The 14,373-nt window shown below is 70.2% G+C and carries 14 protein-coding genes; 7 read left to right on the top strand and 7 right to left on the bottom strand.

The genetic code is table 11. From position 1 onward, the window contains the following. Nucleotides 1–103 precede the first annotated feature (103 nt). Nucleotides 104–1,576 carry a DUF3375 domain-containing protein gene (locus AAIB33_RS03850; RefSeq protein ID WP_345802238.1) on the bottom strand — a complete coding sequence of 491 codons (1,473 nt, stop codon included), beginning with the start codon at nt 1,574–1,576 and terminating at the stop codon, nt 104–106. Between the two features lie 96 nt (nt 1,577–1,672). Next, entirely contained in the window at nt 1,673–2,023 is a 351-nt protein-coding gene (locus AAIB33_RS03845; RefSeq protein ID WP_345802237.1) for a metallopeptidase family protein, read from the bottom strand. A gap of 155 nt (nt 2,024–2,178) precedes the next feature. Between AAIB33_RS03845 and AAIB33_RS03840 the strand changes: the two genes are divergently transcribed. Beyond that, nucleotides 2,179–2,709 (top strand): hypothetical protein, encoded by a 531-nt coding sequence (locus tag AAIB33_RS03840; RefSeq protein ID WP_345802236.1) that lies wholly within the window; start codon nt 2,179–2,181, stop codon nt 2,707–2,709. 3 nt (nt 2,710–2,712) lie between these two features. On the opposite strand, the gene AAIB33_RS03835 is transcribed toward AAIB33_RS03840, so the two are convergent. Next, complete coding sequence (locus tag AAIB33_RS03835; protein ID WP_345803373.1) at nt 2,713–3,180, bottom strand: ASCH domain-containing protein; 468 nt, start codon at nt 3,178–3,180, stop codon at nt 2,713–2,715. 232 nt (nt 3,181–3,412) lie between these two features. Between AAIB33_RS03835 and AAIB33_RS03830 the strand changes: the two genes are divergently transcribed. The 3 genes from AAIB33_RS03830 to AAIB33_RS03820 all read left to right on the top strand — a co-directional run bounded on the left by AAIB33_RS03830 (nt 3,413) and on the right by AAIB33_RS03820 (nt 5,682). Continuing rightward, nucleotides 3,413–4,009: a helix-turn-helix domain-containing protein gene (locus tag AAIB33_RS03830; RefSeq protein WP_345802235.1), complete on the top strand. Its 597-nt coding sequence runs from the start codon at nt 3,413–3,415 to the stop codon at nt 4,007–4,009. Further along, nucleotides 4,006–4,848: a class I SAM-dependent methyltransferase gene (locus AAIB33_RS03825; RefSeq protein WP_345802234.1), complete on the top strand. Its 843-nt coding sequence runs from the start codon at nt 4,006–4,008 to the stop codon at nt 4,846–4,848. Before AAIB33_RS03830 ends, AAIB33_RS03825 begins: the two co-directional genes overlap by 4 nt. Nucleotides 4,849–4,911: 63 nt before the next feature. Then, on the top strand, nt 4,912–5,682 hold the full coding sequence (locus AAIB33_RS03820; RefSeq protein ID WP_345802233.1) for an NAD(P)H-binding protein: 771 nt from the start codon (nt 4,912–4,914) through the stop codon (nt 5,680–5,682). Between the two features lie 35 nt (nt 5,683–5,717). Here AAIB33_RS03820 and AAIB33_RS03815 read toward each other — a convergent pair whose 3' ends face one another. Continuing rightward, complete coding sequence (locus AAIB33_RS03815) at nt 5,718–7,343, bottom strand: FAD-dependent oxidoreductase (RefSeq protein WP_345802232.1); 1,626 nt, start codon at nt 7,341–7,343, stop codon at nt 5,718–5,720. A 94-nt stretch (nt 7,344–7,437) separates the two neighbouring features. Between AAIB33_RS03815 and AAIB33_RS03810 the strand changes: the two genes are divergently transcribed. Both AAIB33_RS03810 and AAIB33_RS03805 read left to right on the top strand, forming a co-directional pair. Next, on the top strand, nt 7,438–7,797 hold the full coding sequence (locus tag AAIB33_RS03810) for a UBP-type zinc finger domain-containing protein (RefSeq protein ID WP_345802231.1): 360 nt from the start codon (nt 7,438–7,440) through the stop codon (nt 7,795–7,797). A 60-nt stretch (nt 7,798–7,857) separates the two neighbouring features. Continuing rightward, a complete protein-coding gene (locus tag AAIB33_RS03805; RefSeq protein WP_345802230.1) occupies nt 7,858–9,864 on the top strand; it encodes an ATP-dependent helicase in 2,007 nt (668 codons plus the stop codon). A 26-nt stretch (nt 9,865–9,890) separates the two neighbouring features. On the opposite strand, the gene AAIB33_RS03800 is transcribed toward AAIB33_RS03805, so the two are convergent. From AAIB33_RS03800 to AAIB33_RS03790, 3 genes are all read right to left on the bottom strand, one after another. Further along, a complete protein-coding gene (locus AAIB33_RS03800) occupies nt 9,891–10,142 on the bottom strand; it encodes a hypothetical protein (RefSeq protein ID WP_345802229.1) in 252 nt (83 codons plus the stop codon). Between the two features lie 110 nt (nt 10,143–10,252). Continuing rightward, nucleotides 10,253–11,839 carry a phospholipase D-like domain-containing protein gene (locus tag AAIB33_RS03795; protein ID WP_345802228.1) on the bottom strand — a complete coding sequence of 529 codons (1,587 nt, stop codon included), beginning with the start codon at nt 11,837–11,839 and terminating at the stop codon, nt 10,253–10,255. 10 nt (nt 11,840–11,849) lie between these two features. Continuing rightward, nucleotides 11,850–13,412, bottom strand: coding sequence for an FAD-dependent monooxygenase (locus tag AAIB33_RS03790; protein WP_345802227.1), 1,563 nt, complete (start codon nt 13,410–13,412; stop codon nt 11,850–11,852). On the opposite strand from AAIB33_RS03790, the gene AAIB33_RS03785 reads away from it, so the two are divergent. Further along, nucleotides 13,332–14,102 (top strand): GNAT family N-acetyltransferase, encoded by a 771-nt coding sequence (locus AAIB33_RS03785; RefSeq protein ID WP_345802226.1) that lies wholly within the window; start codon nt 13,332–13,334, stop codon nt 14,100–14,102. The two genes, AAIB33_RS03790 and AAIB33_RS03785, sit on opposite strands and share 81 nt — an antisense overlap. Nucleotides 14,103–14,373: the final 271 nt, after the last annotated feature.

The raw sequence follows: 14,373 nt of genomic DNA, 5'->3' as shown, positions 1-14,373 counted from the left end.
GGCGACGTCTGGGACGACGTCCGCGGGCTCGGCGGCCACGGGATCGGCGGCTCCGGGATCGGCGGCGAGGGTGTCCGCGGCGACGTCGCCGAGGGTCGCGGTCTCAGTCATCGGCGGGCTCCTTCACGGTGCGGGCGATCACGGATCCGAACGCGAAGCGACGCGTCGTCCCGTCGGGGCGGAGGGCTTCGACGATCGACACGTCGTCAGCCTCGCTCATGCCGTTGCGATGCGCGATCTCGAGGAGACCCACGAGGTCGACCGGGCGGCGGGTGTCGTCGGCCGCTCCCTCGAACGCATCGGCGAGATCGAAGTGGTCGCCGAGGCCGGCGACGTACGCCTCGAGCTCGGCGTAGCGCGGACCTCCCCAGGCGCGGGTGTCGGCATCCATGAATTCCGCCTCCTCGTCAGCGCCCGTGAGCGGCGCAGGAGAGCCGGGGGGACGGATGTCGCTCAGCGACTGGCGCAGATGTCCAATGTCGGCCATGGGCAGGCTGCGCAGCGGCTCGACCGCCGCATCGGACGACGAGCTGCGGGTCCAGGCCTGGAGCCCCGACATGACGTCGCGCAGCAGGTCGTCGACCTGCCGATCGCGGATCGGGTCGTGGGTGCGCACCTGACCGGTGATGACACGGGACGCCCGGCGCTGCGCGGTCAGCACCTCTTCCACGCCGAGCTCCACCCGCCTTCCGATCGCGTCGAGCTCCCGCCGCTGCTCCTCGTCGAGGAGCCGCGTGAACGGCTGTGCGAGCAGGGAGTGCAGCTGCTCGGTGAGGCTGTCGATGCGGTCCGGGTCGCCCAGCAGGCGCAGCGCGCCCGCGAAGGCGCGCCCCTCCGCGGTGGACTGCATGACGTGCTGTCCGCGCTGCAGATACTCCCGCAGCACCTCCCCCGTCGGCCGCACGTCGCGGCGCAGATCCGCGACGACGTCGCGCTGCATCGCCTTGATCGACTCCGCCACCCGCGTGAAGTCGGCCGGCAGCTCGCGGGCGAGGTGCAGGACGTTCTCGGCCTCCTCGAGCAGCTGCTCGTCGTCGATTGCCTCCAGCTCCCCCGCCTCGAGGCGCGCGATCTCCGCGGTCAGCGCATCGCGCTCGCGGATCAGTCGCGCCTTCCGCTGCGCGGGGTCGGTCTCGGCGTGGTCGGACAGGCGCTCGACCGATTCGAGCAGAGTCCGCACGCGCGAGTTGCTCACGCGAGTGCGGCCGCCGGCCGTGCGACCCGTGATCTCGAGAGCGCCCACGGCGTGCGCCGTGAGGCGGTACACCTCGACGTCGCCGTCGATCTGGGGCACGAGCCACCCCACGCGCACCCAGTACCGGCAGATCTCGCGCGCCGTGCCGACCGGCAGCGCCCGGTCGCCCTCGTCGTAGCCTGCTGCCCGCAGCTCGTCGAGGATCTCGGCCACTTCCGCGTGGGCGTCGGAGATCTCGACAGCGGGCCGATCGACCGTGAAGACGATCGACAGCGCCGCCACGACGAACGGCGCATACCGTCCGTGGAGAAGATCGAGGGTCGGTGTCCGGAATGCCGCAAGGGCCCGCAGATACGCCGCTTCGGCCCGAGCACTTCCCATCGCTTCAACAGTAACGGGATGCCGCGCCCCGGCTTGCCGGGGCCGAGTGAGCGCGGACGCGGCAGCTTCTCGTTCGAGGCGGTTCGGCGGGGTCGGCTAGGCCCACCCGAGTTCGCGCAGGCGCGCGTCATCCAGCCCGAAATAGTGACCGATCTCGTGCACAAGAGTGATGCGCACCCGCAGCCGAAGGGCGTCGAGATCCGGACTGTGCTCCTGCATGTTGTTCTTGAACAGGGTGATGCGATCGGGGAGTTCTCCGTACCCGTACACGCCGCGGGTCTTCAGCGGCCGTCCGGTGTAGAGGCCGAAGAGCCGCGGCCGTTCCCCCACCGGCTGGTTCGCGATGAGGATGGCCACGTTCTCGAGGCCTCTCACCATCTCCGTGGGCAGAGCGTCGTACTCCTCGCCGACCATCGCCTCGAAGTCCGCGTCGGAGATCTCGACCATGGAACCATTGTGCGCGCGGCTTCTGCCCCGCGGTCGCCTGGGCCGCCGCAGGTTGAGCGCCCTCCGGCATCCCGGCATGTATCAGCATCCCTCCACTGCCGCTCTTCCCTTCCGAACCGCCGACCGCCGAGCCGGCTCAGGGAATGGAGGTTGTCATGTCAGCGATCACGGGAATCCTCGTGCAGGTCATCACCGGAGATGTGGACAGCGCGGGCACCGACGGACGCGTCTATCTGGGCTTGGGCGGGCGGGAGTTCCGGCTGGACAGCAAAGACGACGACTACGAGCGCGGCTCGTGGCGTGAGTACGTACTCGGGCGCGGCCCGAAGGAGCCGGAGCTGCCGAGTCCGCAGGTGCGCGTCGAATGGCCCGAGTTCAACGATCCGCGTGCGGGATTCGCGATCGACACCGTCGACATCGACAAGAGCCCGGTCTATCTGCGGTTCGAGCCCGATGGCGACAGCCCCAACTGGAACCTGAAGACGGTGTTCGCGCTCGTGTACATCGGCGAGAGCACGTTCTTCATGTCCTTCACCACGCCGCCGACGTTCGACAACCTCTGGCTGGGCGACCCGATGGGCAAGATCGTCTACCTCACCGACTCCTGGCGTCCCGAGCGCGGGCGCGAGCTGCCGGACAGCATCCGCTCGCACATGTCCGACGTCACGCGGCTCCTGGGCGAGTGATCCTCACGGGCGAACCGGGTCGGCGAATTCCGGTGGCCACACCACCGAGAATCGCTGGAGCACGATCTCGTCGGTCTCCGACCACGTCGTGCCGAGCGCAGACGTGACGCGCTCCCAGTAGCGGCGGTGGTTGCGCCGCCAGCTCTCCAGCGACCTGTCGTCCTCACCCTCGTCGAAGGCGAACTGCGCATCCACGTCGTCGAAGGCGCTCAGTCGCAGCTCCACCGAGCGGATGATGACGCGCGGCACGCCCCGCCCGTCGCACGCGATCCAGTGGGAGCCGATCCGCGGCACGTCATCGCCCTCTGCGAGGAATTCGGCCACCAGGCCGGCGGTGGCCCGCTTGCGGCCGATCAGCACCAGCTCGAGCAGCTCATCGGCGAGGCCCTCGGAGTCGCCGAAGCGCTCCACCGAGTACTCCGGCGAGAGGGCCACCGCCTCGGGCCGGGCCCGCGCGTACTGCGCCCACATCTCGCGCGCGGCCTCGACATCGACCGGCATCGCAGGCCGGGAACGGGAGCCGTCGGTCACCAGGTCATGATCACACGTCGCGCCGGGTCGCGTCACCCTCCCGGCAGAGGCTCTGGGCGCCGCCGCGGACGCCGTGAAGCTCCGATCGACGAGCGTCCCCACGCAGACCATTGCGCTCATGTCCGCGGGGTGCTATTTCTAACTAAGTAGTTACTTAGCGAAGGATGCCGTCATGCCCGTGCCCGTCCGTCAGCGCGATTCGGCGGCATCCACCGCGCGCCTTCTCACGGCGGCGACGGCCGAGTTCGCCGAGCGGGGCTACGAGGGCGCCCGCGTGGATCGGATCAGCGCGGCATCCGGTTTCAACAAAGCCCTTCTCTTCCAGCGGTTCGGCGACAAAGAGGGTCTCTATCGAGCAGTGCTCGCGCGCGTGGCGCAGGACGCACAGCAGACCCGAGCGCTGATCGCATCGGAGAGAGCAGATCCCCGCGATCGCGACGAGTTCGGAAGGCTGGTGCGAGATCTGGCCGGCGCGACCGCCGACTTCCTGGCGGGGCATGCCGAGGCGGCGCGGATCCTCGCGTGGGAACGAGCCTCAGGGTGGCACTCGTTCAATGCTCTGCGTCCGGAGGCGGAGGACGCCGGCGCACAGCAGCTGACGGCGTGGTTCGCCGACGCCGCCGACCACGGATGGCTGCGGGATGACCCGCCACCGGCGCGGCAGCTGGCCCTCGTCCTCGAGCTGGTCACCGCGCTCCTCGGCGAGAAGCGCGAGTTCATCGAGGACGTCGTGAGCACCGCTCTGCTGCGCGGTGAGGACCCGCGGTGAGCCGCGTGGACCTGCCGCCCGACCTCTCCCCCGTGGAGCGTTCGGCGCTCCTGCCGATTCTGGGACGCGCGCAGGATGCGGAGAGCCGGCGCCCGATACTCGGTGACACCTGGGCTTCGGTGGTGGTGGCCGAGGTGTCGGTCGACTGGGATCATCTCGGCCTGCCTCGGAAAGAGGCATCCACCGTGGCCGCTCGCGCCCGCCTGATCGACGACGCCGCTCGCCGGTTCCTGGAGGCGAACCCCCGCAGCTGTGTGCTCGATCTCGGGTCAGGACTCGACGACCGTGCACAGCGCGTCGATCCGCCGGAGGAGACGATGTGGTTCGACGTCGACCTTCCCGGCATCATGTCCCTGCGCCGGAGACTCGCCACGCGGCCGGTGATCGCCGCAGCTCACCATGAGCTCGAGGTCGACGCGACCTCTGCCGAGTGGGTGGACTCCCTGCCGTCCGACAGACCGCTCGTCATCCTCGCCGACGGCTTCTTCCCCTTCCTCGCGGAGCGTGACGCTGAGCACCTCGTCCACCGGCTCGTGGAGCATGCCCCGCACGGCGAACTGGTGATGAACGGCTACACGACGCTCGCACGCACACTCATGCCACGAGTCAGAGCCATCCGCGATCTGGGCATCGACACGGCGGGCGGCACGGCGTTCGACGATCCGCACGAACCGGAGAAGTGGCACCCGCGACTGCGCCTGGCGGATCGCACGATGCTGAGCCGTTCGCCGTATGTCGACAGGATGCCTCGGGGTCTGCGCGCCGCGATCGCCGTGATGAACGCCTTCCCCGGGCTCGCGGAACGCAGCGACCTCGGGGTGCTGAGGTTCACGTTCTGAGTCCGCGTGAGCCGCCGACCCACCGACCCACCAAACCGGGAAGCACCGAGGAGAGGAGCACAGATGAAGATCGCCGTCGCAGGAGGAACCGGAGTCGTCGGCAGTCAGGTCGTCGAGGCCGCCCGTCGCGCCGGTCACGACGTCACGATCCTGAGCCGCAGTCGCGGAGTCGACTTGTCGACGGGCTCCGGGCTGGATGGGGCGCTGGAGGGAGTGGATGCCGTCATCGACACGGCGAACGTCTCGACGATGAACGCGCGGAAGGCGACCGAGTTCTTCGAGACGACGAGCGGCCACCTGCTGTCCGCAGCCGGTCGCGCGAACGTGTCCCACGTCGTTCTGCTGTCCATCGTCGGCGTCGACTGCAATCCGCCCGACTACTACGCCGGGAAGCTCGCCCAGGAACAGCTCTACATCCGGTCGTCCCTGCCCTGGAGCATCGTTCGCGCCACCCAGTTCCACGAGTTCGCGGCGCAGATGTTCGATCAGGCGCGGCTGGGGCCGCTGCACCTCGCACCCCGCGCTCGTACACAGCCCATCGCCGCCAGTGAGGTCGGCGAGCACCTCGTCACGGCAGCATCCGGGACTCCCCTCCAGAGCGTCAAGGAGATCGCCGGCCCCCGCGAGGAGGAGCTCTCCGAACTGATCAAGCGCTACGCGCGGGCCATCGATCACCGCGGGCCCGTCCTCGCGGTCTCGCTGCCCGGGAAGCAGATGAAGGGAATGCGCGCCGGCCTCAACCTGCCCTCCGACGAGGCGGAGCGCGGCCGGCAGACCTTCGATCAGTGGCTTGCGCAAGTCCGGCCGCAGAACGCGGAGAACCGAGCCACGTGAGGCGGGTCGTCGGCGGGCGGTCGTGAGGCCGAGCGTCAGCCCGCCAGAGCGCGGTGCACGGAGGCCACGGCGCTCGAACCCTCGCCGACGGCGGCGGCCACGCGCTTCATCGACCCGCGACGCACGTCGCCGGCGGCGAAGACGCGCGGGATCGAGGTCTCGAACGGCAGCGGCTCGCGGCCGAGGCGCTGCCAGTGGCCGAGGGTCTGCGTCGTCACGTCGGTGCCGGTGCGGATGAACCCCGATCCGTCTCGATCGACGCCCGGCAGCCAGGCCGCGGCGGGGTCGGCGCCGATGAAGCAGAAGAGCCCCTTGGCGTCGACGTCGCCCGCCGTGTCGATCCGGACCGACTGCAGCGTGCCGTTGCCGTCGAGGCGCACCACGTTCGACTCGGTGTGCAGGCTGATCCGGGGGTCGTCCGTGATGCGGTCCACGAGGTACGCCGACATGCGGGTGCCGAGGTCGGCACCGCGCACGACGAGATGCACCGGTGATCCGTTCGACGACAGGTAGAGCGCCGCCTGCCCGGCGGAATTGGCCCCGCCGACGACGACGACCGGCGACCCCGCGACCTGTTTCAGCTCCAGCGGTGTCGCCGCGTAGAAGATGCCGGAACGCTCGAAGTCCTCCCAGCGGTCCAGATGCAGCGTGCGGTACGCGGCGCCCGAGGTCACGATCGCCGTGCGCGAGCGGATGACGCGCCCGTCCGACAGCGTCACCTCGATGGCGTCATCGACCGGCCGCAGGTCGACCGCCTCGCAGGGCGCGCAGACCCGCACACCGAACTTGATCGCCTGCAGCGTCGCCTGACCGATGAGCCGGTCGCCGCTCACCCCGAAAGGGAATCCGAGGAAGTTCTCGATGCGGGAGGTGGATGCCGCCTGGCCGCCGGGCGCGACGGCTTCCAGCAGCACGGTGCTGAGCCCTTCGGACGCCGCGTAGATCGCTGCGGCGAGCCCCGCGGGGCCGCCGCCGATCACGACGAGGTCGACGACCGACTCGGCGCCGGGCTCGTAGCTGAGACCGAGCTGCTCGGCGACGACTCCCGGAGTCGCGCGCGGGAACGCCTCCCCCTGGACGAACGCGATGGGCAGATCGGCCTCGACGTAACTGTGACCCGGATGCGGTTCGACCTGGTCGACGGCGATCGCGGTGTGGACGAGGTCGAAGCGCTCCGCGAAGCGGCGCAGCGCCAGGAACTCGCGGGACGTTCCCCTGCCCACGAACTTGAGCGTCAGCGCGGCGGGACCGCTGCGCAGCGACTCGCGACGCGCCCACAGCGCGTGCAGGATCAGTTCGCCGAGCTCGTCCTCCTCGGAGATGATGCGGCGCAGGTTCTCCCGAGAGAGGGCGCGCACGCGCGCCGGCCCCTTCGCGCGCGCGGACAGGAAGGCCCGCTGTCCGTTGAGCAGTCCCAGCTCGCCGACCATCGACCGCGGCCCCATGAGCGCGACGACCTCCTCGCCGATCCACCACAGGGCGTCGCGGACGACCTCGACCTCCCCCTCCTCGACGAGGATCATCGGGTAGTCGGCATCCCCCGTGCGGAAGACGTGCTCACCGTCTGCGGCATCCCGCGCCTCAGCCCGTGCGCACAGCTTCTCCCACTGCTCGTCCGTGAGTCTCGGAGCGATGGTCTCGTCGGTCACATAGCCGCCCATGGGGGACAGGGTAGTCCGGGCGGTGGGCCGAAGGCGGGCGAGCCGGCGCCGAAGTGCCTATAGTGCGAAGACGACTCGTTCTCAGGGGGGCACCGTGACCGATCCGCAGATCGACCCGCGCATTCCACCGACCGGGACCGGCTGCGCCGAGTGCGAAGACGTGGGCGGATGGTGGGTGCACCTGCGCCGCTGCGCAGCGTGCGGTCACATCGGATGCTGCGACACCTCGCCCGCGAAGCACGCCACAGCCCACTTCCGCCAGAGCGGCCACCGGTACATCCGCAGCTTCGAGCCCGGCGAGACCTGGTACTGGGACTACCTCGAGGAGGAGACGGTCGAGGGTCCGCCGCTCGCTCCGCCCGAGTCCCGACCCGACGACCAGCCCTCGCCCGGGCCCGCCGGCCGGGTCCCCGAGAACTGGCGCTCCGAGCTCGCGCGCATCAACGCGGCCTGATCCGCTCCGTCGGCCGATCGTGACGGCTGAATGTCCGGGGGGCCCGTTACCGTCGCCTCCGTGGCAGTATCTGATGCGCTCGCCGGGCTGGATCCGGCACAGCTGGAGGCCGTCGAGCACGGGCAGGGACCGCTCGTCGTCGCGGCCGGGGCCGGCACGGGGAAGACGCGCGTGCTCACCGCCCGCGTGGCACGACTGCTGGAGGCCGGGGTCGCCCCGGAACGCATCCTGCTGTTGACGTTCACCCGGCGCGCGGCATCCGCGATGCTCGCTCGCGCTGCGGTGATGTGCGGCGACGCCCAGGCGGCGCAGCGCATCGCCGGGGGCACCTTCCACGCGGTCGCGCACCGGATCGTCGCCGAGCACGCACAGCACCTCGGGCTGGAGGACCTGACCGTCATCGATCCGGACGACGTCATCGACCTGATGGATCTGCTGCGCGCGGAGCACGGGCTCGACGGCACGGAGGTGCGTCTGCCCACGACACGCACCATCGCCGATATCGCGTCGCGGGCGATCAACACGGTGACCCCGGCGCGCAGGGTCATCGAGGAGCAGTTCCCCTGGGCGCTCGAGCACTCCGACGCGATCGCCGGCCTGTTACGCCATTACCGGGAGCGGAAGCGCGAGCGGGGCCTGCTCGACCTGGACGACCTGCTCATCGCCTGGCGCGCGCTGGTCGCTGATCCTGATGTCGGAGCGCGGCTGCGGGCACGGTGGGACTGGGTGCTCGTCGACGAGTACCAGGACGTCAACCAGCTCCAGGTCGACATCGTCCGCGGGCTCAGCCCCGACGGCCGTGGGCTGACCGTCGTCGGCGACGACGCGCAGGCGATCTACGCCTTCCGGGGAGCGAGCGCCGGACAGCTGCTCGACGTCGTCGAGGCCTATCCCGACGCCGCACTCGTCCGTCTCGAACGGAACTTCCGTTCGACGCAGCCGATCCTCGACCTCGCGAACGAGGTGCGGCCGGGCGACCTGAGGTTGCGGCTGGTGGCCGACCGAGCGCAGCCGGGCGGCCGGCCGACGCTCGTCACCTGCCGAAACGCCGACGACGAGGCCCGCACCGTCGCGGACCGCATCCTCGCCGCCCACATCGACGGCGTGTCCCTGCGCTCCCAGGCCGTTCTGATGCGCACCGGATCCCACAGCGCACAGCTGGAGGTCGAGCTCGCCGTGCGCGGCATCCCGTTCCACAAGTTCGGCGGGATCGGGTACCTCGAGACCTCGCACGTGCGCGACCTCCTCGCGAGCTTTCGCGTCGTGCTCAATCCGGCGGACGAGGTGTCGTGGTACCGCCTGCTCACGCGGCACCGCGCGATCGGCAAAGCCAGTGCTCGATCACTCGCCAGGATGCTTGCAGACGGAGGCGTCGATCGCGCGGCCGACGTCGTCGCGGCGGCACCCCCGAAGGCGCGCACCGGTCTTGCGTCCACACTCTCGATGCTGAGCGCGGTCGACGGCGCAACCGCTGTGGCCGAACTGGTCGAGGCGTGTCGAGGCGCGGTGGACCCGCTGCTGCGCGCGCACTATCCGGACTGGCAGCGTCGAGTCACCGAGGTCGACGGCATTGCCCAGGCCGCCGCGCGACACAGCGATCTCCGCACGTTCGTCAGCGAACAGGCGATCGATCCGGTGAACGTCGCCGGCGACTGGGCGAAGCAGCCGCATCTCGACGAGGACTGGCTCACCCTGTCGACGATCCACTCCGCCAAGGGTCTGGAATGGGACGCCGTCCACCTCCTGCGAGCCAACGACGGCGCCATGCCGTCCGACATGGCGCTCAGCTCCGCCGCCGGCCTGGCGGAGGAGCGGCGCCTCTTCTACGTCGCGCTCACCCGCGCACGCGACACGCTCGACGTGTACGTGCCTTCGCAGCTGCCCACGCATCCCACCGCCTTCATGGCCAAGCACGTCGCCGCGAAGCCGAGCAGGTTCCTGACGCACGCCGCGCGCGCTCTGATGGACTCCGTCAGCACCGACGCTGTCCGGCCCGAGCCGGCGATCGAGCGGGCCGCCGCGGGGCCACGCGTGCGTACAGACGCGTTCGACGAGCTCTTCGCATGAGACGATCCGCTTCGTCGAGGAGCCGATCAGACCGGGTCGTTCTTCTTCTCCTCGGCCGCGGCTGTCAGCTCGAGGATGCGCGCCTCGAGTGCCCGCAGGAAGGGCTCGCGTCTGGCCGTCTTGAGCACTTCCGCGATGTAGGACTGCGCGAGTCCCGTCGCGACGAGCCCGGCGTAGGCGCTGTCCTCGATCTCGACCACGAGGTGAGCCACGGCGTCGACGTCGTCGGCGACCATCGCCCGGAGAAGTCGCGCCGCGAGAAGATCTGGTCCGTCCATCAGATCGCTCCTTTCGGTGCGGGATTTTACGAACTCATCGGGCCGTGCTCAAGGCCTCCGTCGCGCTGGTTGCGAGGGGGGAACAGCAGCCCCTCACCTGCGCGGTGCGGTCAGAACTGGGCTGTTCGCCGGAGGCGGCGGGGGCGGGCGTCCGGGTCGAACACGAGGCGGTTGAGCGGGCGGGCCCAGAGGCGCTGCACGCGCGACACGGGCTCGGTGTGATGGTGTCGCACCTGCCCGGACGGGCGCGGCGACCGCCGATCGGTGCTGTGCCAGCGATCGAGAGCGTCGGCGCTGGACTTCCAGAGGGCGAGGCCGTCGGAGGCATCCTGGATCCGGGGATCCTCCGCATCCACACCGAGGTGCTCCGCCCAGAGCTGAAGGCGCAGCGCACGCGCCACCGGGGAGACCGACCCCGCGTCGGATGTGGAGTCGTCGACGACGGCGCAGGTGAGCTCACTGTCCGACGTCCAGGACCGACGATTGAAGTTGTCCGAACCGCACGTCATCCAGATGTCGTCGACGATGCAGACCTTGGCATGGACGTAGATGGGCGTTCCCGCGTCGTTCTCGAGGTCGAACACGGCGACGCGGTCATGGCCGGCGCGTTTCAGCATCGAGATGGCCCGGAGCTGGCCCAATCGGCTCGCAGGCCCAGACAGACGGCCGTCCGAATCGGGGTACCGAGGAAGCACGACGATGACATGCAGCCGAGGATTGTCGGTCAGGGCCTGGGCGATCCCGGCGGTCACTTCCCTCGACCACAGGTACTGGTCCTCGATGTAGATGAACGAGCGCGCACGTGTGAACGCCTTCCCGTACGCGCGCGCGATGCTGCGCTCTCCCGCCGGAGCGAAGGGGAACGGCGGACGCTTACGCCCATAGGTCCGCAGCAGCTGCACGGCATGCGGACCGGCGGGCGGCGGCGGGGTCGCCGTCTCGGGAAGGGGACGCGGATGCCGCGGCATGTCGGCGAGTCGCTGAAGAAGCATCCGGTACGGGGTGCGGTGGTCCAGCGGGGCAGGGTCGTCCCAGCGCTCGGCGAACACCGCCAGCAGATCCGCGACGACGGGACCACGGAGCTCGAGGGCCGCATCGTGCCATGGCGGTCGCCTGCCATAGCGGGAGTCCATGTCCAGCGCCTGCGGGTCGCCTCCGTGATCGGCATCGTCACGGCGGCTGTGGCAGAGATCGATCCCGCCGACGAACGCCACATCGCGCGTCGGGTCGTCCCGGTGGCGGATGACGAAGAACTTCTGATGGTGCGATCCGAACAGGCGGACGCGCTGGTCCAGCAGCACCTCGCCTCCGGCCTCGTTGATGCGACGACCGAGGCGGACATTGGACACGCCGCTGATCGGGGCAGACACGCGCTCACCGTGGGACCGCCACACCAGCCCGCGCACCTCGACGCCCGCGGCCGCCAGCGTGCACAGCAGATCGCCGATCGACGGGCCACCCGGCTGCAGCAGCTCGTCGGCATCCCCCCGCCAGTCGGTGAAGAACACCCGGTCACCGGGACGCAATGCCGACAGTTCGTCATGCAGTCGGGCGAAGTAGGTCGCGCCGTGCACGAGCGGTCGCACCAGATTCCCCTCCGACCACGCGGAGGAACCGGACGGGCCGGCCTGGACGATGCTCGCCGGGTTTCCTCGCTCAGCACGATCGAGGAACCAGTCAGCGGCGGCACCGTCCACGCGAGGAACTCTAACGTCTGACACGGGTGCGCATGTTCGTGGCGAGCGACCGCAGCACGACCGCGGGTGCGGCCAGGGTCCTGGGGTGCGCGTTCATGAAGGCCACCTCGTTGAAGGCCGTTGCGACACGGATGTCGACCACCGCGGCATCCAGGACCTGATCGACGCGGGCGCGCTGGAACCGCACCGGCAGCGGGGGGCTGCTCGTCTCGAGCCGCTGCGCGTCGGCCTGAGTGGACAGATCCCACGCAGCATCCACGACCACCTTCTGGAGCTCGAAGAAGCGCCTCGCCGGGCGGGTGGCATCCGTCGCGGCGCACAGGTACTCCGAAAGACAGGACGCGTGCAGCGCGGCCGATGACATGCCCTGCCCGTAGATCGGGTTGAACGATGCGACGGCATCCCCCACGCTCACGAGGCCACCGGGGAGTCGGTCGAGCCGGTCGTACCGGCGGCGTCGCGCCTCGGCCAGCCGAAAGGTGTGCACCTCCCCGATGGGCTCGTTCCGCGCCACCTCGGCGAACACCGGCGGCAGGTCGGCGCATCGGGCCAGGAATCCCTCCCAGTCCTGCGGCGGCCGATCCTCGCCGTAGGTCATCTGCAGAAGCATCCATCGGCCGTTCTCGACCGCGGTGAGCGCCGCGTGGGTCTTCTTCGGGTAGTCCGGAGAGACGCGTGAGGTCGCCACGGCGACGCGCGGCTCGTTCTCGGGGCGAGCGAAGTAGGCGGTCGCGTAGTTCACATCGATCTGCATGCGCTCGAGCGGCGGCGGCTGCCACCCGTCCGTCTCCAACCAGGCCGACAGTCGGCTGGAGCGTCCCATCGCATCCACGACGAAGTCGGCGGGCAGGATGCTCTCGTCATCCACTCCCGAGACTCGCACGCCGCTGACGCGCCCGTCCCGATACGTCAGCCCGATCGCCGCGACATGCACCGGCCGCATGTTGGGCAGGGCCAGCGTGCGACGGCGCACGAGCGCTTCGATGAAGGTCCGGCTGCCGTTGAGCAGCACGACGTTCGGGGCGCGCACCGCCCGGACGTCGTCGATCCACTGCTCGCTCTGCTCGGCCGCGGAGGCAACCGCACCCTGCTCCGCCGCCTCCTGCCCGAACCCCGGGAACCAGCGCTCGATCTGCGCGCGTCCGCCCGGCAGCAGCGCATGCACCTGAAGCCGCTGCGGAACGCCGCGCCGCTCCTCCCCGGCCGCCTCGCCATCCCGCTCGACAACGAGGACCTCGTGGGCGTGGTCGGCGAGAACCCGCGCGGCCAGGAGACCGGCGACACTGCCGCCCAGCACGACCGCGCGCCGCAATCGCGGGGCGGCGACGTCCGGTCGCTCCCGCGTGCTGAGTCGGGCGAAGACCTTCGCGGGAGATTCCCTCAGCGGTCGCTCCTCTCCGAGGCGATCAGACGAGCGTGTCAGGTGAGGCGCGGGGTCGTCAACGGATCGGAAACCGGAGCGCGCTGCGCCCTGCGCTTCTAGTCTGGAGCGATGTGGATCGAGTGCTTCGAGAAGGACGCGCGCGTCGAGGGCGACGAGATCGACCCGCTCGTCGCGCAGATGGTCGATCACGTCCGCGTGACCCACGGCGCGCCGTACCCGGACGAGGAGGTCGGGATCTGGGCCCGCAACTTCGCGGAAGCCTCCGTCCGCGAAGACGGTCCCACTGAGCGCCTTCCCTCGATCGGAGCGATCGAGGTGCAGCCCGTCACCGAGGAGCGCATCGACGACTGGCTGCGCTTGTTCGACCGCGACGCGTTCCCGGACAATCCGGACTGGGGGTCGTGCTACTGCCTGCATCCGCACACGGGTGACGCACCTGAGCGGCCGTGGCGCGATGTGCGTTCCGACATGATCGAGCGCCTGCGAGCGGGAGCCACGCTCGGCTACCTCGCGTACGTCGACGGCCGCCCCGCCGGCTGGGTCAACGCCTCGCTGCGCTCCACCTACCGGCAGTACGAGGGACTCGACCCGGAAGGGCCGCCGCCCGAGGAGGTCGTGGGCGTCTCCTGCTTCACCATCGCCCCGCCCTACCGCCGCCACGGCGTGTCATCCGCGCTCCTGGATCGCGTCATCGCCGATGCCGAAGCGCGGGGCGCGCGGTACGTCGAAGGCTATCCCCGCCGCGCGGCCACCGAGGAGGATGCGTCTTCGTTCTGCGGGCCGCCGTCGATGTTCCAGGGGCGCGGGTTCGCTCCCGCGGTCGAGCGCGAGAGCTACACGGTCTTCCGGCGGCCTGTTCAGCCCGGTGGACGAGGCTGACGTCGCGAGTCGGGCGAGGAGCCGCCGCACCTCCACGCGATGCCGGCAGAGGACACGCGCATCGCCGCCTCACTCCTGCCCGCTCCCCCGCCGACGGGATCCGAGGTGACGAGACAAGCCCCGAGTCAGAAGGCGGTGCCCAACTCGACGAGATCTGGACGAGTACGGCGGCTGCCGCGCACCCCGCCGGCCGCGGCACCGCCGCCGCCGCAAGAGCCATCGCCGAGACCGGAGAGCGTAGCGTTTCGGGGACTGGTGGTCAAGGGGCGTG

The organism is Microbacterium sp. AZCO, from assembly GCF_039614715.1.
Lineage (GTDB): Bacteria > Actinomycetota > Actinomycetes > Actinomycetales > Microbacteriaceae > Microbacterium.
The sequence above is the reverse complement of the archived record's forward strand: the minus strand, read 5'-3'. Positions and strand labels throughout refer to the sequence as shown.